The following is a 20,887-nucleotide window of genomic DNA, read 5'->3' as shown; positions in this document are numbered from 1 at the left end:
TACTCTCCTTCATAGTATTTATAATATTTCTAATAATTATAATTAAAATATTATTTTATGTCAATAACTTAATAAACTTTTTCTTTCTTTCAACCATTTCGTCAACACGTTTTAAATATTCATAAATATTTTTTACATTTGGAACACGTTCAATTCTATTTTCATCCGGAAAGAAAAATTTCGATACTCCACCTGCTCCAACAGCTAAAATTGTTTGCTTTTCCTCCATAATTAAAATGTTATATAAACATTCTTTATCTGGTATTGTATAGCCTATATTTTCCATATTGCCTAAAATCTGTTTTTGTCTATATAAATAGTATGGATACATGCCCATTTCGTGAGCGAATTTTTTCGTTATATCAATCATTCTCTCAATTTCTATTTGCTTTGATAGTTTAAAATCATTCAAACTCTCATTCAGTTTTGAAGCTCTTTTAATTGCCATAGTATGAACAGTTAAATTGTCAGGCTTTAATTTAACTATAAGTTCCATTGTCTTTGCAATATCTTCAACATCTTCATCAGGTAAACCAACAATTAAATCCATATTTATATTACTAAAACCTATTTCTCTAGCTAAACTATATGCTTTCAAAATATCTTTTGAGCTATGCTTTCTGCCAATCAATTTCAATGTATTTTCATTCATAGTTTGTGGATTTATACTTATTCTATCAATTCCTAGTTTTTTTAATTTTGTAAGTACATCTCTCGATATCGTATCTGGACGCCCTGCTTCAACAGTAAATTCTATTATATTGTCTGCTCCAAATACTTTTTGAATTCTATCGATTATTTTTTCTAAATATGAAATAGAGATCGATGTAGGTGTACCTCCACCAATATAAACGGTATTTATGTGCATATTCTCTGTTAATTCTCCAACTTTATCTATTTCATATACTAGCTTCTCTACATACTCACTCACATAACCTTTTGTCTTATCTAGTGGATTAGAAGGAAAAGAACAATATACACATCTTGTTGGACAAAATGGAATACTAACATACAAACTAAAATTTTTTTTTGAAACAGGATATATATACTTTCTCTGCAATCTAGCGATGTCTAAAATTAATTTAGCCTTTTCTTCGAACATTTTGTAATTGTTTAATAATATTTCTAAAATAGATTCGTTATTGTATCCTTTATCAATTAATTCGTGTACTACTTTTGTAGGCCTTACTCCTGTTAATATTCCCCAAGGAGCTTTCACTTCAACAACTTTTGTAACTGCTTCATAGATCGACATCTTAACTGCAATTTTCAATTTCTTTTTTTCACTAAAATCTTTTATTGTTATTTTTTCTATTTCGTTAATAATTGATGAAGTTAAAAGTTTATCATCCTTCTTAATATTAGTTTCAACAACATAAGAGTTATCACTTTTATATAATATACTTTCTATCAAGAGGCTTTGGTCATTGACCAAAGCCTCTTCATCTATAAATCTTATTTCATCATTAACAAAAAATACTCTTAGTAATTCAAACACTTCATAATCAAAATCATGTCCTTTCAAAACCACATTAACCATTTCAATTCTCCTTAATAATCCTTTTCTATTTCCATTAATAATTTATTCAAAGATTTATTTGATAAATAAAATTCGTTAGCAATGTCATTTTTACTTATATTTAATGAACTGAATTCAATTATATCATTTAAACTAATATCATCATATAAACTTCTCTTTCCATAAATATATTCTGATATTTTCAATAAAACACCCCCAAAAAGATAGTTTATTATTAGTTTTCCACCTATCTTTGAGAGTATACTTTTTAAGTGTTTTTCTATACTATAAATGGATTTGTTATTTTTTCAATTCCTATAGTTGTTGCAGGACCGTGTCCTGGGAAAATTTTAACGTCATCATCATAAATTAGTATTTTTTCTTTTATCGATTTTATAATATTTTCATGCGAACCACCAGGTAAGTCTGTTCTACCTATTGAACCAGCAAACAACGTATCTCCTGTTAATATATTATTCTCTAATCTTATACAGATACTACCCTTTGTATGGCCAGGAGTATGAATAATATAAGCATTGTAACTTCCAATTTTAATTACATCTTTATCTTGAAGTACATCATCTGGATTTACTTCAACGTTCTTTATACTCATTTTACTTGATAAATTAATATCGCTATCTTTTAACATATATTCATCATCAGCATGTATTAATATTTTTGCATTTGTTTTTTCTTTTAATTCGATAACTCCACCTATGTGATCACCATGCCCATGAGTTAATATTATATACCTTACTTTCAATCCTAACTCTTCTATTTTTTCTAATATAGTATCAACATCTCCACCCGGATCAACAACTACAGCTTCTCCCGTTTTCTCACATCCAATAATATAGCTATTTGCCGAATATACTCCAACAGGTAGTCTCTCAAAAATCATTATTTTCCCTCCTAGAATATCTTTTTACTATCTAATAAAATAGTAACAGGCCCATCATTAATTAACTCTACATGCATATGTTCACCGAACTTACCAGTTTCAACTTTAATGCCTGTTTTTATGATCTTATTAACAAAATCTAAATACATACTTTCTGCCTTTTGTGGCTGCGCTGCATTCATAAAATTTGGCCTTCTACCTTTCCTTACATCTCCATATAAGGTAAACTGTGATACAACTAATAACTCTCCTTTAATATCCAATAGCGATTTATTCATTTTGCCATTTTCATCTTCAAATATTCTTAAATTTATGATTTTATCACATAAATAATCTAAATCTTTTTCATCATCATCTTGTCCTACTCCTAAAAGTACAAGTAAACCTTTATTTATACTACCTACAATAGCATCTTCTACATTAACACTAGCTTTAGAAACTCTCTGTACAACAGCTCGCATTTTCTCATCCTTTCTAAGTAATAACTCTATACACATCAATAACTCCATTAATGCTTCTAATCTTCCTCATTAATTCATTTAATTGTTCAACACTTTTAATTTCCAAAACTAAATTTACAAGAGCTATTTTTTCCCTATTCGTTCTAGCATTCAATGAAGTAACTGTTAAATTCTTCTCTGTTAATAATTGAGTAATCTCAGATAACAAACCTGACCTATCAGTAGCTTTAATTTGTATCTCTGCTAGATAAGAAACCTTTTTAGCATCATCCCATTCTACTTCTATAAATCTATCTTGTATACTTAGGTCAGCTATGTTTGGACAATCCTTCCTATGAATTGAAACCCCTCTTCCTCTAGTAATATAACCTATTATCTCATCTCCAGGCACTGGGTTACAACATTTTGAAAATCTCACCATAATATTATCTATACCTTTAATCTTTACTCCTTGAGCTGGTCTGTACTCTTTATTATTTTTTATTTGTTTTACTATTTCTTCATCTTTCTTATCTTCTTTATAATATTCTTTATAGAGTTCTTTTAGTTTATGAATTACCTGTGATAATGTAATACTACCATAACCAACTGCAGCATATAAGTCATCGATATTATTTAAACTCAATTTAGAAGCTACTTCTTGTAACCAATCTTCTTTCAAAATTTCAGTTAATTTAAAGCCTTGTCTTTTTACTTCCTTTTCAATTAGTTCTTTACCTCTATTAATATTTTGTGCTCTTTCTTCTTTCTTAAACCACTGTCTAATCTTACTCTTTGCATGGCTACTTTTCACAATTTTTAACCAATCCCTGCTTGGACCATTACTATTCGCAGAAGTAAGTATTTCTACAATATTGCCATTTTTCAGCTTATAATCAAGAGGTACAATTCTACCATCTACTTTAGCCCCTATACAATTATTACCAACTGCAGTATGCACTCTATACGCAAAATCAATTGGAGTTGAGCCAGCTGGTAGACTAATTACATCACCTTTTGGTGTAAACACGAAAACTTCATTTGTAAATAAATCTATTTTTAATGATTCCATGAATTCTTTAGGGTCTTTTAGTTCATTTTGCCATTCCAATAACTGCCTTAGCCAGCTTAATTTTTTATCGAAATCATCACTCTTAGTTATACCTTCTTTATATTTCCAATGTGCTGCTATACCATATTCTGCTGTTCTGTGCATTTCCCATGTCCTAATCTGTATCTCTAAAGGTTCTCCTTGTGGTCCAATAACTGTAGTGTGTAGAGATTGATACATATTAGGCTTCGGCATAGCAATATAATCTTTAAATCTACCAGGTATTGGCTTCCACATTGTATGCACTATACCTAATACACCATAACAATCCTTAACACTATCTACTATAACTCTAATAGCTGTTAAATCATATATTTGTTCAAACGTTTTATTCTGATAAACCATTTTCCTATAAATACTGTAAAAGTGCTTTGGTCTACCATTAATTTCACTCTTTATACCCATTTCATCTAATTTTTTAGATAATAATTCTATAACTGTGTTAATATACTTTTCTCTTTCTCTTCTCTTCATTGATACTTTTTCAACTAAGTCATAATAACCTTCAGGATCAAGATATCTTAATGCTAAATCTTCTAACTCCCATTTAATTTTTGAAATACCTAATCTATGAGCAATAGGTGCATATATTTCAATAGTTTCTAAGGCTTTTTCTTTCTTCTTTGCCTCAGACATATAATTTAAAGTTCTCATATTATGAAGCCTATCTGCTAACTTAATTATAATAACCCTAATATCTTTAGACATTGCAATAATCATTTTTCTTAAGTTTTCTGCTTGTCTTTCCTGTTTTGAACTGAATTTCAATTTTCTTAGTTTTGTAACTCCATCAATCAAATTTCTAATCTCTAAACCAAACTCTCTTTCAATATCATCAAATGTTACTTCTGTATCTTCAACCACATCATGTAATAAACCTGCAGCTATAGTAGTTGTATCCATATTGAGTTCTGCCAATATTAAAGCAACATTGTAAGGATGTATAAAATATTTATCTCCTGATACTCTATACTGCCCTTCATGTGAAGTTTCTGCAAAGTAATAAGCTTTTTTTACAATATCTATATCACCATGAGGGTTATACTGCTTTATTTTATCTATGAGACTGTTTAACAAATCAATTCACCCTCTTACTTATTTTTTGGTTTCCATAACATTGTTATGTAAACTCATAATTTTCCATTAAATTATATAGATATAGTATAACATAATAATATTATTAACTAAACCACTTATGTTAAAAAACCCCACAGATGTGGGATTTTTTAAGTAATATATTTTAAGTCTTCTTAGAATTTAATTAATGAATTAACTTCATAATCCTTAAGCAATTCTCTGCCATTTAAGAATTCTAATTCTATAAAGAAACTAATTCCAACTACTTCTCCGCCAAGTTGTTCAATTAATTTTACCGTAGAATGTACAGTTCCACCTGTTGCTAATAAATCATCAACTACAACAACTTTTTGTCCTGGCTTAATCGCATCTTTATGCATTTCTAACTTATCTGTACCATATTCCAGTTCATACTCTACACTTACTGTCTCTGCTGGTAATTTACCAGGTTTACGTACTGGTACAAATCCAGCTCCTAATTCGTAAGCTAGAGGAGCGCCTATCAAAAAGCCTCTTGCTTCTGGTCCAACAATGATGTCTATTTCCTTATCTCTTAATTTCTCTGCCATTTGATTTATTAAGTAGCGAAAAGCTTCTTTGTCTTTCAAAACAGTTGTTATGTCTTTGAAATTTATTCCTTCCTTTGGAAAATCCTTAATATTTCTGATTTTGCTTTTTAAATCCATGCCATTTCCTCCTTTTTTATTTCAAATAAATTTAGAAATGTATTCTTCATTTTACTTTGATTATTTAATAGCAAATTAGCACTTCTATATATAGGTATTTCTAGTATTTCGATATTATCTGTAGGCTTTTGCTTTAATTTTATATAATAGTTATTCTGATTAACTTTAAAATCAATCAAATTACAATCTTTTAGTATTTCTAGTGAGAAGATAAATTTACTTTTATTAATTTTAATTTTAAAACTTTTATTTAAATAATTAAAATAATTTACAGCATCGATTTTAAATATATTTTGTTTATTTAAAAGAAAAGTTTTGTAAACAATTCTTAGTTCATTTAATTTAGGAATAAAGTTATCTAACAAAAGCTGATTCATTTTAAAATCTTTTTCATTAAATAGTAAATATACTTCTTTATCTATCAACCTTTTTATTATATCAAAAAAATCGTTTTCATCAAAACAAATATCAAAAAAAATTATTTTATTAAATATTTTTAAATCGTAGTCTTGATGTAATGGATTAATTAATAACGTATTCGTCCTAATATTTAATATATCTCCAATATTGGTAGATATTCTTTTATTAAACTCTCTTCCTTGATAATGTAACTCATTAATTATTCTTTTTGCATTTAATAAATTATTTATTATAATTAAAACATTTTCGTTATTATGTAAAAATTCAATTAAACTTCCTATCTTGTCATCAACTTCTTTTATAATTATTCTATTGCTCAAATCAAACTTTGTATTATTTTTTTTCTTTCTTAAATTATTAATAAAGTTTAGATAATACTCTTCTTCAATATCAGTACTAATGTTATCTTTAATAAATATATCTTTAACATTCAATTGGAGTTTTTTTTCATTCATATATATATTTATATCAGGAACAAACACAATATCTACACTATCACCTTCATTAATATGTTGTGCTTTATGGCCTAAATTAAAACCTATACAATCCATAACATCTTTATCATCTTTAATACTAAATTTTAAATGTTTTCCATCCGAACCAACATTCTTAATATTAATAGCCTTTACATCTTTAATAATAAACAACGGAGATGGATTGCCAATTCCATATGGTTTTAACAACTTTAATTCTTCTATAATTTTATAATTTATATCTTTCACTTTTAATATATCATCAACTTTTATCTCGTCAATCATATCTTCTTCCATAAGTAATTTTTCAGCAATTTCATTTATTTCTTTTCTAAAACTATCTATTTTTTCTCTATCTATTGATAAACCTGCAGCCTGTTTATGTCCGCCAAATTTATTAAAAAACTTACTTACTTTGCTTAGTCCTTCATATATATCAAAAGTTGGTATACTTCTAGCAGATCCTCTTCCTTCTTTACCTTCAATTGCTATTAATATACATGGTTTAAAGTATTTTTCACATATTCGTGATGCTACAATACCAATTACACCATGATGCCAATTTTCTCTTGCGATTACAAGTACTTTTTCTTTTTCATATTTATCGTCATTTTTAATAATTTCTTCTGCCTCTTTCAGTATTTTCATTTCAATTTCCTGGCGTTCTTTATTTACTTTATCTAGCTCATTAGCTAGTATTAAAGCTTCTTTGATTGATTTAGATGTCAAAAGCTCTACACCTGTTTTAGCAGAACCCAGCCTTCCAACTGCATTAATTCTAGGACCTAGTACAAAACCTACGTGTCCAACTGATATTTCTTTATCTTTCAATCCAGTTACTTCTAATAATGCTTGTACCCCTATATTTTCAGTTCGATTAATTAACGCTAAACCTTCTTTAACTAAAACTCTATTTTCGCTTGTTAGCGAAACTACATCTGCTACCGTTCCTATTGCAACAATAGGTAATATTTCTCCTATAGGTATTTCAGAATTCAACTTAATTGATATTGCTTGAATCAATTTAAAAGCAACACCTACTCCAGCAAGCTTCTTAAAAGGGTAATCACTGTCTTTTCTATTAGGATTTATTACTGCAAGAGCATTTGGGATTTCACTTTCACACAAGTGATGATCTGTAATTATAATGTCAATACCTTTTTCAATACAATATTCAACTTCATCATTTGCTGTAATACCACAATCAACAGTAATAATAAGTTGTCCACCTTTATGTACTATATAGTCAATAGCATCTTTATTAATACCATATCCTTCTGTCATTCTATTAGGTATATAATATTCAACATTACAACCTATCTTTTCTAAATACAGTTTTAAAATTGTAGTGCTAGTAATTCCATCTACATCATAATCTCCATAAATCCATATTTGCTCATTTTTCTGAATTGCTTCAATTATTCTTTCAACAGCTCTATCCATATCTTTAAGTAAAAAAGGATTGTACAGATTTTTCAGACTTACATTAATAAAATTTTCACATTCTTCTATAGTTTTAATGCCTCTATTTATAATAACTTTCGCAGTTATACTAGATATGTCAAAAGCATTACTAATTTCATTTATACTACTGTAATCTTCACTGTATAGTTTCACAAATTTTTCATATCTAATCATATACTTCACCTACTACATTAAAATCTATATATGCTAAAACATATAGAGCATACATCAATCTCTTATTATTCATTTTCGTTATCACTGTTTTCTTCTGAATTTATATTTTTTATTTCAATTTCTTTATTACTCGCTTCAAAATCAGTTTCTATCTTTAAATCTTTTTCCGAAATAATCTCTTCAATTCTACTCTCTAATAAAGTCTTTTCTTCTTCTAATTTTTTAATTTTTCTTGCCTGCTCTTTTATTTTCAGAGTTAATTTCAACTGTCTTACAAGTCCTAATATAGTAACTATTACTGCCCCTAATGCTGCTGATACGAATATAACTATAGCCTGAGAAACTTGAATCTTAGCAAAAAAGAAATCAATCATAACACTGTCTGCATTTTTTAAAGCAAACACCGCTACTAGTATTGCGAAAATAAGTGAAAATATAAAGCCTATTTCCATTAAAATACCCCCTAGTTATTTATAATTCCTTTTATTTAGTAAAATAGAAATAATTAATGCTACTCCTAAAATCCCAGCTGCTACAAAACCTATTAGTCCAAAAGCTGACATCCCAAATATTTCAGGACCTGTATGAGATTGAATTATTATAGATGATCCTACAATAATTGATGAAATTATTAAACTTAATGATAACTTATTTGTTATTATATATATTTCTTTTTCCAACCTACTTAATCCTTCTATTTCCATTTTAATTTTTAGTTTATCGTTATCTATTTTATATAGTATATTATTAACTTTATTAGTAATCTCGAAAATATTTTCTATATTTTCAGTCGTATTATCTATAATTTTTTTTGTTAGAAGTTTAGGATTTAATTTTCTTTTTGTTACTTCTTTTATAATCTCTTTAGAAATTTTTGATAAATTGAATTGAGGATTTAATTTTTTCCCTGTGCCTTCAATCGTGATTATTGATTTAATTAATAATATTAATTGTGAAGGTATTCTTAGTTTGTATTTATATGATATAGTCATAATTTCATTAAAAACTTCTCCGAAGTTAATTTTATTAATTGGCAAATTAAAATAATGATTTACAATAAAAAACAATTCTTTTTTCAATCCAATTTCATCGGTTTCATCAGAGATTGCATTCATTTTATATAGACTTTCTACTATCTTATCTATATCCCTGTTAAGAGTCGCTTTTAATAAAGTAGTTATAAATTCAAATGTCATATTATCTAAATAACCTACAACCCCAAAATCTATAAAACTTATTTTATCTTCTGATAATATTAAAATATTACCAGGGTGTGGATCGCCATGAAAAAATCCATGTACAAATATCTGCTCTAAGAAAATCTTTGCACCTAGTTCAGATAATTTTTCCTTATTAAATCCTATTTTATCAATCTCATCAATATTACTTACCTTAATTCCTCTTATTTCTTCCATTACTAACACTTTTTTTGTTGTATATTCCCAATATATTCTAGGAATTATAACTCTTTTATCATTTTTAAAAAGCATTCTAAACCTTTCACAATTTTGAGCTTCATATGTATAGTCTAGCTCCTTTTTGATAAAATAAGAAAACTCTTCTACAATATTTCTTGCACTAATAACTATTTTTTTCTTTAAAATATCATCAAACATTTTAGCTAAAGTATATAAGATATCAATATCTTGTTTTATTACTGTATTTATATTAGGTCTCTGTATTTTAATTACAACTTTATTACCATTTTTTAGTACGCCACGATAAACTTGACCAATTGATGCAGCTGCGATAGGTTCTTCTTCAAACTCCATAAAAATATCTTCTAACTTCCTTCCTAACTCATTCTTAATTATATTTTTTGCAGTATCTAGATCAAAAGGAGTAATTTCATCCTGTAGCTTTGATAGCTCATCTACTATATCATTAGGTAAAATATCATATCTTGTACTAAGAATTTGTCCCAACTTAATAAAAGTAGGTCCTAGTTCTTCCAATGTAAATCTAATTCTCTCGCCTCTAGTATAATTTTGACTATATTTTTTAGCTCTTTTTATAAAAATTTTTGAAATAATACTTATATCATCAATTTTTTCAGCAACCATACCAAATCCATATTTTGTTAATATTTTAGCGATTTCTCTATATCTTTTTAGTTTGTTCCTTTTTTTACCAAAAAGCAATTTCAATCTTACCACCCCTCTATTAGTGGTATATATATCCATTATTATTGTCTTAAGTTAAATATATATTACAGAAACTCTTCGTTTAGAAAAAAAACTGCCTTGCGGCAGTTTATCATTTTATACTCTATTAGGATTATAATTATTTCTATCTGATACTCTTGTTTTTAATAGATACCATATAGGACTAGCTATAAATATTGATGAATAAGTACCAGCTATTATACCAACTATTAGTGGCAGAGCAAAATCCTTTATGGCCTCAACTCCGAAAATATATAAAACTACTATAGCTAATAATGTCGTAAATGATGTATTAATAGATCTTACAATAGTTTGAGAAATACTTTTATTTACAATTTCTTCATATTTATCCTTCTTCATAATCTTTATATTTTCTCTAATTCTATCAAAAACTACAATCGTATCATTTATTGAATAACCTACTATAGTTAATATAGCCGCAACAAAAGAACTATTAACAGGTACTTTAAAAATAGCATATACACTAAGTGCAATTAAAACATCATGAATTAAGGCAATAATAGCTGAAATACCAAACTTAAATTCAAATCTAAAAGTGATATATATAAGCATACCAATAGTAGCTATTATTACTGATAATAATGCTTTAGTTCTTATTTCCCCTCCTATAGAAGGTCCAAACTTTTGTGACTGAACAAAAGCTTCATCATCAAGATTATACTTTTCTTTAAACTTATTAAATATTTCTAATCTATCTTTATTATCTAAATCTAAAGTTGTCTTTATTATTACCTGCTCTTTATTATCTCCAGCATGAAGAATACTTGCATTTTTATCAAATTGATCTGTAATTTCTCTTATTTCACTAACTGGTATTTTCTTCCCGAAATCAATCTGTAGTAAAGTTCCTCCAGTAAAATCAATACCAAAGTTTAAGCCACTTACGATTGCCATTACTAAACCTACCACAATTATGGTTAAAGATATAAGGAAAAATTTGTTTCTATTTCTTATAATATTCACGTCAAATCCCCCTCTTTTATGCTCCATAAAGTTTTGTGTTTTTGGTTATATTCATTTTAATAGTTAGTTTTAGCAGGTATTTTGTGATGAATACTGCTGTAACCATTGAAGCAACAAGACCAATTAATAATGTTACTGCAAATCCCTTAATAGGACCTGTCCCAAACTTAAATAACACAACTCCTGCTATGAAAGTAGTTACATTAGCATCTATAACAGTACGTAAAGCTCTTTTGAACCCTGAATCAACAGCAGCTCTTAATGTCTTACCTGCTCTTATTTCTTCTTTAATTCTTTCAAAAATTACAACATTAGCGTCTACAGCCATACCAATTGATAAAATTAAACCTGCGATACCTGGCAAAGTTAAAGTAGCATCTAAATAAATCATAGCACCTAAAACTAGTAATATATATATAGTAAGCCCTAAATCAGCAATTAATCCCGGTATTCTATAATATATTAACATAAATAAAAATATCAAAATAAGTCCTATTTTCGCAGCATAAATACTCTTGTCCAATGATGTTAATCCCAATGTAGGTCCAATAACTGAAGTTTGTATTTCTTTCATCTCAACAGGTAATGCACCTGCTCTTATTAAAGTTGCTAATTTACTAGCTTTTTCAACTGTAAAACCACCTGTTATCACGGCCTTACCATCTGTAATAGTACCACTAACTACAGGACTTGAAATCACTTCGTCATCTAGAACTATATATATGATTCTATCTTTTGAATTTGCATTCTTTATGAGTTCACGAGTTGCTTCTGCAAACTTCTTAGTACCTTCCTTATCAAACTCTAAAGCAACAACAGGCTCTTCTCTTCCTTTTTCTCTATTTAACTGATAAGTAACTTCTGATCTCTTTATGTTCTTTCCCGTTACAACAACATTACCTTTAGGGTCAATAAATTGTAATTGTGCTGTTTTACCAATAATATCAATAGCATCCTGTGCATTTTTTACACCTGGTAACTCAATTCTAATTCTTTTCTTGCCTTCTAACACTATATTAGGCTCAGCCACACCTAATCCGTCTACTCTTTGTCTTATAATAGCTTTTGCCTGTTCCATTTTCTTTTCTAATTCTGCACCTTGCGCATCAGTCTGAGCTTCTAATACAACAAATACTCCACCTTCTAGATCCAAACCAAGTTTCATATTTTCTTTTGCAGGTGTAATTTCATACTTGCCTAAATTGACCCCGAAAATCGCTGAATAACTAATAAATCCAACTATTGCAACAATCAATAGAAAAATAGTAATACTTTTGAAGTTCATTTGTTATGCCCCCTTCAAATCATCATTATATTTATTATATAACTCCTGTAAAAATGAGTCAACATTATATAACTTTGTTATATCTTAACTTTATTCAAGCTATTTTTTGTGTTTCCTTGCATATTCAACATAATCTACAGCTGACTGTTTCAAATGCATAATTTCCTCTTCAGTTAGATTCCTTACAACCTTTGCTGGTGAACCCAACACTAAAGTTCCTGATGGAATCTTTTTTCCCGGTGTCACAATACTCCCTGCACCTATTAACACATTATCTTCAATTTCAGCACCATCCAAAATTATAGCTCCCATACCTATCAAAACATTATCACCTACTTTACATGCATGTACTATTGCTTTATGTCCAATAGTAACATAATCTCCTATAACTGTTTCATATTCTTTACTTATGTGTATCACACATCCATCTTGAATATTTGTATATTTACCAATTTTAATAGGGTTCTCATCTCCTCTTATTACTGTATTGTACCAAACACTCGTGTTCTCTCCTATTTCAACGTCCCCAATTATTTCAGCACTGTCTGCAATAAAACAAGTGTCATGTATTTGAGGCTTTTTACCTTCATATTCTTTTAACATACTAAAACCTCCTTATGTTATTTTAGCATCCATTTGCAACTATTGATATAGCGCACTCTATCCTTTTTTTCTCCATTTCACAACCGATTTTATATGGTTTAGTTATATCTTTATTAAAGTTATAAGCATTTGCATGACATCCTCCACTGCAGTAAAATCTAGCCCAACATTCCTGACATTCATTTTTTGTTAATACACTGGCTTTCTTAAATTGTTCTCTTAGCTCTTCGTTTAGCACACCACTAAAAACATCACCCATCTTAAATTCTTCATTTCCAACGAATTGATGACAAGGATATAAATCACCTTCAGGGGTAACAGCTAAATATTCCACACCAGCACCACAACCTACTACTCTTTTAATCAAACAAGGTCCTTGACTTAAATCAATCATGAAATGGAAAAACTCAAAGCCTTTCCCTGCTTTTTTAAGCTCTATATATTTACTTGATAATTCTTCATACTCACTCAATATAGTTTTTAAATGCTTTTCTAAAATTGCATAATCATTTTCAGGACTTGCAACTACAGGTTCAACTGAAATACTGTCAAACCCTATTTCATGAAGTTTTAAAACATCTTTAGAAAAATCTAAATTGTGACTTGTAAAAGTACCTCTAACATAATATGACTTTTCTCCTCTTAATTTCACAAGTTCCAAAAACTTTGGAACTATAGTATCAAAACTACCACTACCATTTATTGTTTTTCTCATCTTATCATTTACTTCTTTTCTGCCATCTAAGCTAAGTACTACATTATCCATGTTTTCATTAATAAATTTCATATTATCATCGTTTAATAAAAGTCCATTAGTAGTAATAGTAAACCTAAATCTCTTATCATACTTTTTTTCTAATTCACGGCCATATTTAACTAACTCTTTCACAACATCAAAATTCATTAGAGGTTCCCCACCGAAAAAATCTACTTCAAGGTTTCTTCTATTACCCGAACTTTCAACTAAAAAATCTAATGCTTTTTTACCAATTTCTAATGGCATCAACAGTCTTTGACCCTTAAAATCCCCTTGAGAAGCAAAGCAATATTCGCATTTTAAATTACAATCATGTGCTACATGCAGACATAGGGCTTTCACAATATTTTGTGGGTTATAATTTATATTTAGATTTTCTTCTTTAGTAAACAATAATTCATTATCAACTAAAGTTTGTATTTCTTTATAAGCTTCTAAAATATCATCTTGATTGTATTTATTTTTCAAATCATTTATGATTGATTCTAAACTTTTATCTTCATACAGTTTAATTATATCCCATACAATTTCATCTACTACGTGAACTGAACCACTATTAATATCCAATACTATGTTTTTTTCATTCATCTGAAACATATGTATATTCATATACATTCCTCCTTAAATACTGTCGCAACTTTTATTTTATATTAAAGCGTGAATCTAATCAAATAAATTTACACTTAAACAGAAAAAAAGCAGTGGATAACCACTACTTTTAATATGTAGTAATAATTATTTCTCACACTTTTGATTTCCAACAGTGCAAGAAGTCTTACATGCTGATTGGCATGAAGTTTGGCATTCTCCGCATCCACCTTTTACAATTGTACTTTTTAAACTACGACCGCTTATTGTATTTATGTGCTTCATAATATACCTCCTTAATAATTTTTTCTTAATAGATTATAACATATTGATTTTTAATTATAAAGTGCTATTTTAAATTAACTCCAATCATTCCACCAACTGCACCTGTAAGTAACGCAACTATTCCTTTTATTATAACATGACTATTAAATTTATATGAACGTATAAAAATATAGCTCACTAGTATTAGCAATATAAAATATAGCAAACCAACAATAGCACCATTAAACCATCCTTTTCTCTTAATTCTAATAGATGAATAAATCGCCCCTATGGTAATACTAACTATCATAACTATAGAATTTAAAATTGGTACTACACTTTCTGATAAACTTGTATAAGTTAATATTACAGCTAAAATAACAATACATATAATAGAAATAACAATACTTATTAAAACACCTTTTAAAGTTGTAACCATATAATTATTATTTTCCTCATTAACTTTTAATTTCATTTTCCCACCCCCAATATTCCTTACTTAAACTTATGCAAAAAAAATCTAATTAATTACAAGAAAAAAAGACCTCCTTCAAGGAAGTCTTTTATGTAAATAAGCTATTATTTATTATCTACAACATTGCCAATTGCCCATCTTGAAACATTAAATTTATTTTTATCAGCACCTACTTCAATAGTTATTATTTCATCTTTGATTTTTACAATTTTACCATGAATACCACCAATTGTAATAATCTCATCGCCGACTTTTAAATTATTTCTCATCTCTCTGATTTTTTTCTCTTTCTTTTGTTGTGGTCTAATTAAGATAAAGTAAAATATAACTAAAAATAGAATTGGCAATAATAATGCTGAAAATTGTTGCATACCATTCCCCCCTTCCTTAATTTATATATTCTATATTGCAATTTAAATTCCTTTATTTAATATATCCATATTTTTTAAAGAATTCCTCTTTATATTGCAGCAATCTATCTTCTTTAATAGCTAATCTAATATTCTCCATTAACTTCAACAAGAAATATAAATTGTGTATAGTAGTAAGTCTAGCTCCTAAAATCTCATTCACATTAAACAAGTGTCTAATATAAGCCCTTGAATAGTTTTGACACGTATAACAATCACATTCGGGATCAAGCTTTCCAAAATCTCTAGCATATTTAGCATTTCTAATAACAACTTTACCTTGACTTGTCATTACAGTACCATTTCTAGCTATCCTAGTAGGTAAAACACAATCAAACATATCAATACCTCTTATTACTCCTTCAAATAAACAGTCTGGACTACCAACTCCCATTAAATATCTAGGCTTATTTTTAGGTAACAATGGTGCTGTATAATCAAGTACTTCATACATGAGCTCTTTTGGCTCACCTACACTTAGTCCACCAATCGCATATCCTGGAAAATCTAAGTCTATAATCTCTTTTGCACTTTGCTCTCTTAAATCTCTATACATACCACCTTGAACTATTCCAAATAGTGCTTGAGTTTCTGGGTTTCTATGTGCTTCCTTACATCTTTTAGCCCATCTAGTTGTTCTTTCAAGAGAATGTTTTACATAATCTCTATCACTAGGATATGGTGCACATTCATCAAACGCCATAATAATATCTGACCCTAATGCATTTTGTATTTCAATTGATTTTTCAGGACTTATAAAATGTCTAGAACCATCTATATGAGATCTGAATTCAACACCTTCTTCAGTAATTTTTCTTAAATCACCCAAACTAAAAACTTGGAAACCACCACTATCTGTAAGTATTGGCTTATCCCAGTTCATGAACTTATGAAGCCCTCCTGCTTCTTTTATCAACTCATGACCCGGTCTTAAATATAAATGATAAGTATTACTTAATATAATTTGAGCTCCTAAATCTTTTAATTCTTCCGGAGTCATTGTCTTTACAGTCGCTCTAGTACCTACAGGCATAAATATAGGTGTTTCAATTATGCCATGAGGTGTATGTAGTTTACCTAATCTTGCTTTACATTCAGTAGATTCTTTAATTAATTCGTATTTTACAGCCATCAGTTGCCTCCTTCACTTATTTTATTAACATAGCATCTCCAAAACTAAAAAATCTATATTTTTCTTTGACAGCAATATTATAAGCTCTTAAAACATTTTCTTTGCCTGCTAATGCACTAACTAACATAATCAATGTAGATTCAGGTAAATGAAAATTTGTAATAAGCCTATCAATAACTTTAAACTTATAACCTGGATAGATAAATATATCTGTCCATCCTTTTTTAGGTACAACAAATCCTTCATTATTACTTGTTGACTCTAATGTTCTAGTTGTTGTTGTTCCTACAGCTATTATTTTTCCACCCTTTTTCTTAATTTCATTTATTTTATTTGCTGCTTCTTCACTAACTTCAAAAAACTCAGAATGCATTTTATGCTCATCTAACTTATCAACTTTAACAGGTCTAAAAGTCCCAAGTCCTACATGAAGAGTTATATATACAATTTCTACTCCTTTTTCCTTAATTCTTTCTAGTAGTTCTTCTGTAAAATGAAGTCCAGCAGTTGGAGCAGCTGCTGAGCCCTCTTTTTTTGAATATACTGTTTGATATCTTTCTTTGTCTTCTAATTTTTCTTTTATATATGGTGGTAATGGAACTTCTCCTAACCTATCTAGTACTTCTTCAAAAATTCCATCATATTTGAACTCAACTATTCTAATACCTTCTTCACCAATATCTAATACATCTGCTTTTAAAATCCCATCACCAAAAACAAATGTAGTTCCTACCTTCGCTCTTTTGCCTGGTTTAACTAATACTTCCCATTTATCTTTTTCAATTCGACTTAATAGTAGGAATTCTATCTTACCACCTGTTTTCTCTTTTTGCCCAAAAAGTCTTGCAGGTATCACTCTTGTATCATTTAATACTAAACAATCACCCTCATTTAAATAGTCAATTATATCTTTAAATTCTTTATGTTCAATAGCTCCCGTTTTTTTATCTAAAATCATCAGTCTTGAGCTATCTCTTTTTTCTATTGGACATTGCGCAATAAGTTCTTCTGGTAAATCAAAGTAAAAATCTTGTCTTCTCATTTAACCACATCCTTTACTCAACTTTTGCTCCAGTATAATAATACTCTAGTATTTGTTTATAATTATATCCTAATTCAGCCATTTTCTTAGCACCCCATTGGCTCATACCAAGTCCATGCCCCCATCCTCTACCTTCAAAAATATATACATTAGGTATTACAGGCATTATATTAGTTTCTTCCCCATTTGTTATTCTCACTTGAGAATACATATCTTTAGTACTAGTAATTGAACCATTTGCTGAAATAACATGAACTTTATTTAAAGTTGTTTTAATTGGTTCAAAATCAGTGCCAGTAACAACGTACACATCTGCATCTGATTTTACATTAAACCAAGTGCTTTTCAATGAACTATACCCAAATATTTTTCTGCTTTTTTCTTTTTTTAGAATTTCTACTCCATTAGTTCCTTCGATTTTTAATTCTAACACTCTTCCATATTCAGAAAAAGCCAAAGGTTCAATAGAATAAATATCTCCAATATTTATACCGTTTGCTTCAAGTTTTTCTTTTACCTCTTTTCTATTTAAAACTAACTGCCAACTATAATTTGGTGAATCTATAGAAAAATCGTCTTTTACTCCTCGTAAATAAGGAATTTTATATCCCCAAACATTTTCACTATTTTCAGTATGTCCACCATTAGTAGAATGGAAATATGCATTTACTAACTTTCCATTATATTTTAGAACTTTTCCATAGGTTTCATCAACAGCTCTATTACTTTTTAGGCTCTCCCAATCATAGCCTGCATATACTTGACAATTTTGTGTATCACACAAATCATAGCCTAAATCCTCATGCTTTTTTAAATTAACTAACGCATAATTTCTAGCTGCTACTGCTTGTGCTTTTAATGCCTCAAGAGGCCAATTTACAGACATCTCTCTAGGCACTACACCATATAAATAATGTTCTAGTGGAAGATAGTTTATAATTATAAGCTCTTTATCTACTCTGTTTAAAGTCAAATAATCTCTATAATTACTTCCATTTATAGCTATTATGCTTTCATTCACTTCAACTACGTTCTCTTTGATATAAATCTTTGTATCTGAGTTTAATACCAATAAAATATTTCCTTCAGCATCCTCAATTATAATTCTAGTTTTAGTCTTATCTATTATATTAATTTGTTTACCAAGTTTTTCTGATAATATTCCTGCCTCTTTTGATGCCTCTTCATAAGTTTTATAAAATCCTAGCCAAATTCTAAACTTTCCATCATAATACGGATATGCATTAACCCCAGAATTTTTCAATTTATTAATTTCAACTTTTATATCATTATATACAGTATATTCTCCTTGTATTTCCAAGTGATATGAACCATAATCTGACTGTTCGTTTTCATTAACTAGTTTTAAAGCATCGCCTTCGATTTTATAAAAATCATCTAATCTAATAAATAGACTTTTTGCATCGGTTTTTAATATTTCATTATAGTTACTATCTATAGTACCAATAGAAAACCCATTTTTAGTGCTAATAACAGCTTGATCTTCAAATACCATTGGATTTTTAAGGCCCACTCTTATATATTCTTTATAATTTTCGTCCCCTAAAACATTTATAGAAACAAATTGAGCTAACATTACTGTTAAAATAATTATTAAAACTCTTTTTACATTCAAAATTTCACCCCTTAAACTTTATCGTATTCTTACTTTAGTCTTGAAATAATATTTATAATTATTGATAGAATTATACTTAAAACAATACTTGTAACTATAGGAAAAACAAAAGTAAAATTACCTTTTTGATACACAATGTCACCAGGTAGCTTTCCTAACCCTACTTTTTGAAATATAATTAAAAATCCACCTAAAATAATGAAGATAAGGCCAATTACTACAAGAAGCCTACCTAATGATTCCATTTATTTCACCCCAACTCATCTATTTTAATTTTAAAATAATCTAAACATTTCTTAGTTACAATCCTACCTCTAGGCGTTCTATTAATAAATCCCAGCTGAAGTAAATATGGTTCATAAACATCTTCTATAGTATTGCTTTCTTCTCCTGTAGAAGCTGCTAATGTATCAAGCCCTACAGGCCCTCCATTAAATTTATATATTATTGTATATAATAGTTTTTTGTCTACGTTATCTAATCCCATTTCATCTACTTCTAACAATTCTAAAGCTTTTTGAGCTACACTTTTTGTGATAATTCCATCTTCTACAACTTGTGCATAATCTCTAACTCTTTTAAGAAGTCTATTTGCAATACGAGGTGTTCCTCTTGAACGCTTTGCTATCTCATTTGCACCATCATCATCAATTTTTACACCTAAAATATATGCTGACCTTATTATTATTTTTTTAAGATTTTCTACGTCATAAAAATCCAATTTACAAATTACTCCGAATCTATCTCTTAGTGGAGATGTTAACAAACCTGCTCTTGTTGTAGCTCCTATAAGAGTAAATTTAGATAAATCGAGTCTTATTGACTTAGCACTAGGACCTTTTCCTATAACTATATCTAATACATAATCTTCCATTGCTGGATAGAGAATTTCTTCAACATTTCTATTTAATCTGTGTATCTCATCTATAAAAAGAACGTCATTTTCTTCTAAATTAGTTAGTATCGCAGCAAGGTCACCCTGCCTTTCTATAGCTGGTCCTGATGTGATTTTTATATTAACTCCCATTTCATTTGCTATAATATTAGCCAATGTTGTCTTTCCAAGACCAGGTGGTCCATAAAGCAAAACATGATCTAATGACTCATTTCGCTTCTTAGCTGCTTCAATAAATATTTTAAGCTTTTCTTTTACTTTACTTTGTCCTATATAATCCTCGATTTTTCTCGGTCTTAATGTGTTTTCTATCTCATAGTCCTCATACTTCAAATTACTTGTAATTATCCTACTTTCTTCAGTTATACTACTCATATATTCTTCCT

General features: G+C 28.7%; 21 protein-coding genes and 1 other annotated feature (1 of these 22 cut by a window edge). All 21 genes read right to left on the bottom strand.

The window, feature by feature from the left end; genetic code table 11:
• Positions 1-22 (bottom strand) — a binding site (T-box leader); it reaches 191 nt to the left of the window's first position.
• A gap of 33 nt (positions 23-55) precedes the next feature.
• The 21 genes from hemZ to ruvB all read right to left on the bottom strand — a co-directional run bounded on the left by hemZ (position 56) and on the right by ruvB (position 20,876).
• Positions 56-1,540: a coproporphyrinogen dehydrogenase HemZ gene (gene hemZ / locus TR13x_RS01340; RefSeq protein ID WP_054870082.1), complete on the bottom strand. Its 1,485-nt coding sequence runs from the start codon at positions 1,538-1,540 to the stop codon at positions 56-58.
• Between the two features lie 11 nt (positions 1,541-1,551).
• Positions 1,552-1,725 carry a hypothetical protein gene (locus tag TR13x_RS11095; protein ID WP_161802920.1) on the bottom strand — a complete coding sequence of 58 codons (174 nt, stop codon included), beginning with the start codon at positions 1,723-1,725 and terminating at the stop codon, positions 1,552-1,554.
• A 74-nt stretch (positions 1,726-1,799) separates the two neighbouring features.
• A complete protein-coding gene (locus TR13x_RS01335; protein WP_054870081.1) occupies positions 1,800-2,420 on the bottom strand; it encodes an MBL fold metallo-hydrolase in 621 nt (206 codons plus the stop codon).
• Positions 2,421-2,431: 11 nt separating this feature from the next.
• Positions 2,432-2,881 (bottom strand): D-aminoacyl-tRNA deacylase, encoded by a 450-nt coding sequence (dtd, locus tag TR13x_RS01330; protein ID WP_054870443.1) that lies wholly within the window; start codon positions 2,879-2,881, stop codon positions 2,432-2,434.
• 13 nt (positions 2,882-2,894) lie between these two features.
• A complete protein-coding gene (locus tag TR13x_RS01325; protein WP_054870080.1) occupies positions 2,895-5,048 on the bottom strand; it encodes a bifunctional (p)ppGpp synthetase/guanosine-3',5'-bis(diphosphate) 3'-pyrophosphohydrolase in 2,154 nt (717 codons plus the stop codon).
• A gap of 173 nt (positions 5,049-5,221) precedes the next feature.
• Positions 5,222-5,734, bottom strand: coding sequence for an adenine phosphoribosyltransferase (locus TR13x_RS01320; protein WP_054870079.1), 513 nt, complete (start codon positions 5,732-5,734; stop codon positions 5,222-5,224).
• Complete coding sequence (recJ, locus tag TR13x_RS01315; RefSeq protein WP_054870078.1) at positions 5,725-8,265, bottom strand: single-stranded-DNA-specific exonuclease RecJ; 2,541 nt, start codon at positions 8,263-8,265, stop codon at positions 5,725-5,727. The genes TR13x_RS01320 and recJ overlap by 10 nt, the downstream gene beginning before the upstream one ends.
• Positions 8,266-8,330: 65 nt before the next feature.
• Positions 8,331-8,717: a lipopolysaccharide assembly LapA domain-containing protein gene (locus tag TR13x_RS01310; protein ID WP_054870077.1), complete on the bottom strand. Its 387-nt coding sequence runs from the start codon at positions 8,715-8,717 to the stop codon at positions 8,331-8,333.
• A gap of 15 nt (positions 8,718-8,732) precedes the next feature.
• Positions 8,733-10,412 carry an ABC1 kinase family protein gene (locus TR13x_RS01305; RefSeq protein ID WP_369813257.1) on the bottom strand — a complete coding sequence of 560 codons (1,680 nt, stop codon included), beginning with the start codon at positions 10,410-10,412 and terminating at the stop codon, positions 8,733-8,735.
• A gap of 114 nt (positions 10,413-10,526) precedes the next feature.
• Positions 10,527-11,414: a protein translocase subunit SecF gene (gene secF, locus TR13x_RS01300; protein ID WP_054870075.1), complete on the bottom strand. Its 888-nt coding sequence runs from the start codon at positions 11,412-11,414 to the stop codon at positions 10,527-10,529.
• 16 nt (positions 11,415-11,430) lie between these two features.
• Positions 11,431-12,699, bottom strand: coding sequence for a protein translocase subunit SecD (secD, locus tag TR13x_RS01295; RefSeq protein ID WP_054870074.1), 1,269 nt, complete (start codon positions 12,697-12,699; stop codon positions 11,431-11,433).
• A gap of 99 nt (positions 12,700-12,798) precedes the next feature.
• Positions 12,799-13,302: a gamma carbonic anhydrase family protein gene (locus TR13x_RS01290; RefSeq protein ID WP_054870073.1), complete on the bottom strand. Its 504-nt coding sequence runs from the start codon at positions 13,300-13,302 to the stop codon at positions 12,799-12,801.
• Between the two features lie 22 nt (positions 13,303-13,324).
• Complete coding sequence (scfB, locus tag TR13x_RS01285) at positions 13,325-14,674, bottom strand: thioether cross-link-forming SCIFF peptide maturase (RefSeq protein ID WP_054870072.1); 1,350 nt, start codon at positions 14,672-14,674, stop codon at positions 13,325-13,327.
• A gap of 120 nt (positions 14,675-14,794) precedes the next feature.
• The gene (scfA, locus tag TR13x_RS10870; RefSeq protein WP_082394735.1) at positions 14,795-14,932 is read right to left on the bottom strand and encodes a six-cysteine ranthipeptide SCIFF; all 138 of its coding nucleotides are present in this window, start codon (positions 14,930-14,932) and stop codon (positions 14,795-14,797) included.
• 64 nt (positions 14,933-14,996) lie between these two features.
• A complete protein-coding gene (locus tag TR13x_RS01280) occupies positions 14,997-15,386 on the bottom strand; it encodes a TIGR04086 family membrane protein (RefSeq protein WP_054870071.1) in 390 nt (129 codons plus the stop codon).
• 104 nt (positions 15,387-15,490) lie between these two features.
• Complete coding sequence (gene yajC / locus TR13x_RS01275) at positions 15,491-15,757, bottom strand: preprotein translocase subunit YajC (RefSeq protein ID WP_054870070.1); 267 nt, start codon at positions 15,755-15,757, stop codon at positions 15,491-15,493.
• Between the two features lie 52 nt (positions 15,758-15,809).
• Positions 15,810-16,928: a tRNA guanosine(34) transglycosylase Tgt gene (gene tgt, locus TR13x_RS01270; RefSeq protein WP_082394734.1), complete on the bottom strand. Its 1,119-nt coding sequence runs from the start codon at positions 16,926-16,928 to the stop codon at positions 15,810-15,812.
• Between the two features lie 16 nt (positions 16,929-16,944).
• Positions 16,945-17,970, bottom strand: coding sequence for a tRNA preQ1(34) S-adenosylmethionine ribosyltransferase-isomerase QueA (gene queA / locus TR13x_RS01265; RefSeq protein WP_054870068.1), 1,026 nt, complete (start codon positions 17,968-17,970; stop codon positions 16,945-16,947).
• 13 nt (positions 17,971-17,983) lie between these two features.
• A complete protein-coding gene (locus tag TR13x_RS01260; protein ID WP_054870067.1) occupies positions 17,984-19,606 on the bottom strand; it encodes a SpoIID/LytB domain-containing protein in 1,623 nt (540 codons plus the stop codon).
• 29 nt (positions 19,607-19,635) lie between these two features.
• A complete protein-coding gene (locus TR13x_RS01255; protein ID WP_054870066.1) occupies positions 19,636-19,851 on the bottom strand; it encodes a DUF2905 domain-containing protein in 216 nt (71 codons plus the stop codon).
• A 5-nt stretch (positions 19,852-19,856) separates the two neighbouring features.
• Positions 19,857-20,876, bottom strand: coding sequence for a Holliday junction branch migration DNA helicase RuvB (gene ruvB / locus TR13x_RS01250; RefSeq protein ID WP_054870065.1), 1,020 nt, complete (start codon positions 20,874-20,876; stop codon positions 19,857-19,859).
• Between the last annotated feature and the right edge of the window lie 11 nt (positions 20,877-20,887).

The sequence above is a fragment of the Caloranaerobacter sp. TR13 genome, assembly GCF_001316435.1.
GTDB lineage: Bacteria > Bacillota > Clostridia > Tissierellales > Thermohalobacteraceae > Caloranaerobacter.
Note: the sequence above shows the minus strand (reverse complement) of the source record. Positions and strands in the feature narration are given on the sequence as shown.

Excerpts from the sequence above, each read along its gene's own strand:
- hemZ (WP_054870082.1), bottom strand. The coding sequence starts at position 1,540 with ATGGTTAATGTGGTTTTGAAAGGACATGATTTTGATTATGAAGTGTTT.
- TR13x_RS01335 (WP_054870081.1), bottom strand. The coding sequence starts at position 2,420 with ATGATTTTTGAGAGACTACCTGTTGGAGTATATTCGGCAAATAGCTAT.
- dtd (WP_054870443.1), bottom strand. The coding sequence starts at position 2,881 with ATGCGAGCTGTTGTACAGAGAGTTTCTAAAGCTAGTGTTAATGTAGAA.
- TR13x_RS01320 (WP_054870079.1), bottom strand. The coding sequence starts at position 5,734 with ATGGATTTAAAAAGCAAAATCAGAAATATTAAGGATTTTCCAAAGGAA.
- recJ (WP_054870078.1), bottom strand. The coding sequence starts at position 8,265 with ATGATTAGATATGAAAAATTTGTGAAACTATACAGTGAAGATTACAGT.
- TR13x_RS01310 (WP_054870077.1), bottom strand. The coding sequence starts at position 8,717 with ATGGAAATAGGCTTTATATTTTCACTTATTTTCGCAATACTAGTAGCG.
- secD (WP_054870074.1), bottom strand. The coding sequence starts at position 12,699 with ATGAACTTCAAAAGTATTACTATTTTTCTATTGATTGTTGCAATAGTT.
- TR13x_RS01290 (WP_054870073.1), bottom strand. The coding sequence starts at position 13,302 with ATGTTAAAAGAATATGAAGGTAAAAAGCCTCAAATACATGACACTTGT.
- scfB (WP_054870072.1), bottom strand. The coding sequence starts at position 14,674 with ATGTATATGAATATACATATGTTTCAGATGAATGAAAAAAACATAGTA.
- scfA (WP_082394735.1), bottom strand. The coding sequence starts at position 14,932 with ATGAAGCACATAAATACAATAAGCGGTCGTAGTTTAAAAAGTACAATT.
- TR13x_RS01280 (WP_054870071.1), bottom strand. The coding sequence starts at position 15,386 with ATGAAATTAAAAGTTAATGAGGAAAATAATAATTATATGGTTACAACT.
- yajC (WP_054870070.1), bottom strand. The coding sequence starts at position 15,757 with ATGCAACAATTTTCAGCATTATTATTGCCAATTCTATTTTTAGTTATA.
- tgt (WP_082394734.1), bottom strand. The coding sequence starts at position 16,928 with ATGGCTGTAAAATACGAATTAATTAAAGAATCTACTGAATGTAAAGCA.
- queA (WP_054870068.1), bottom strand. The coding sequence starts at position 17,970 with ATGAGAAGACAAGATTTTTACTTTGATTTACCAGAAGAACTTATTGCG.
- TR13x_RS01255 (WP_054870066.1), bottom strand. The coding sequence starts at position 19,851 with ATGGAATCATTAGGTAGGCTTCTTGTAGTAATTGGCCTTATCTTCATT.
- ruvB (WP_054870065.1), bottom strand. The coding sequence starts at position 20,876 with ATGAGTAGTATAACTGAAGAAAGTAGGATAATTACAAGTAATTTGAAG.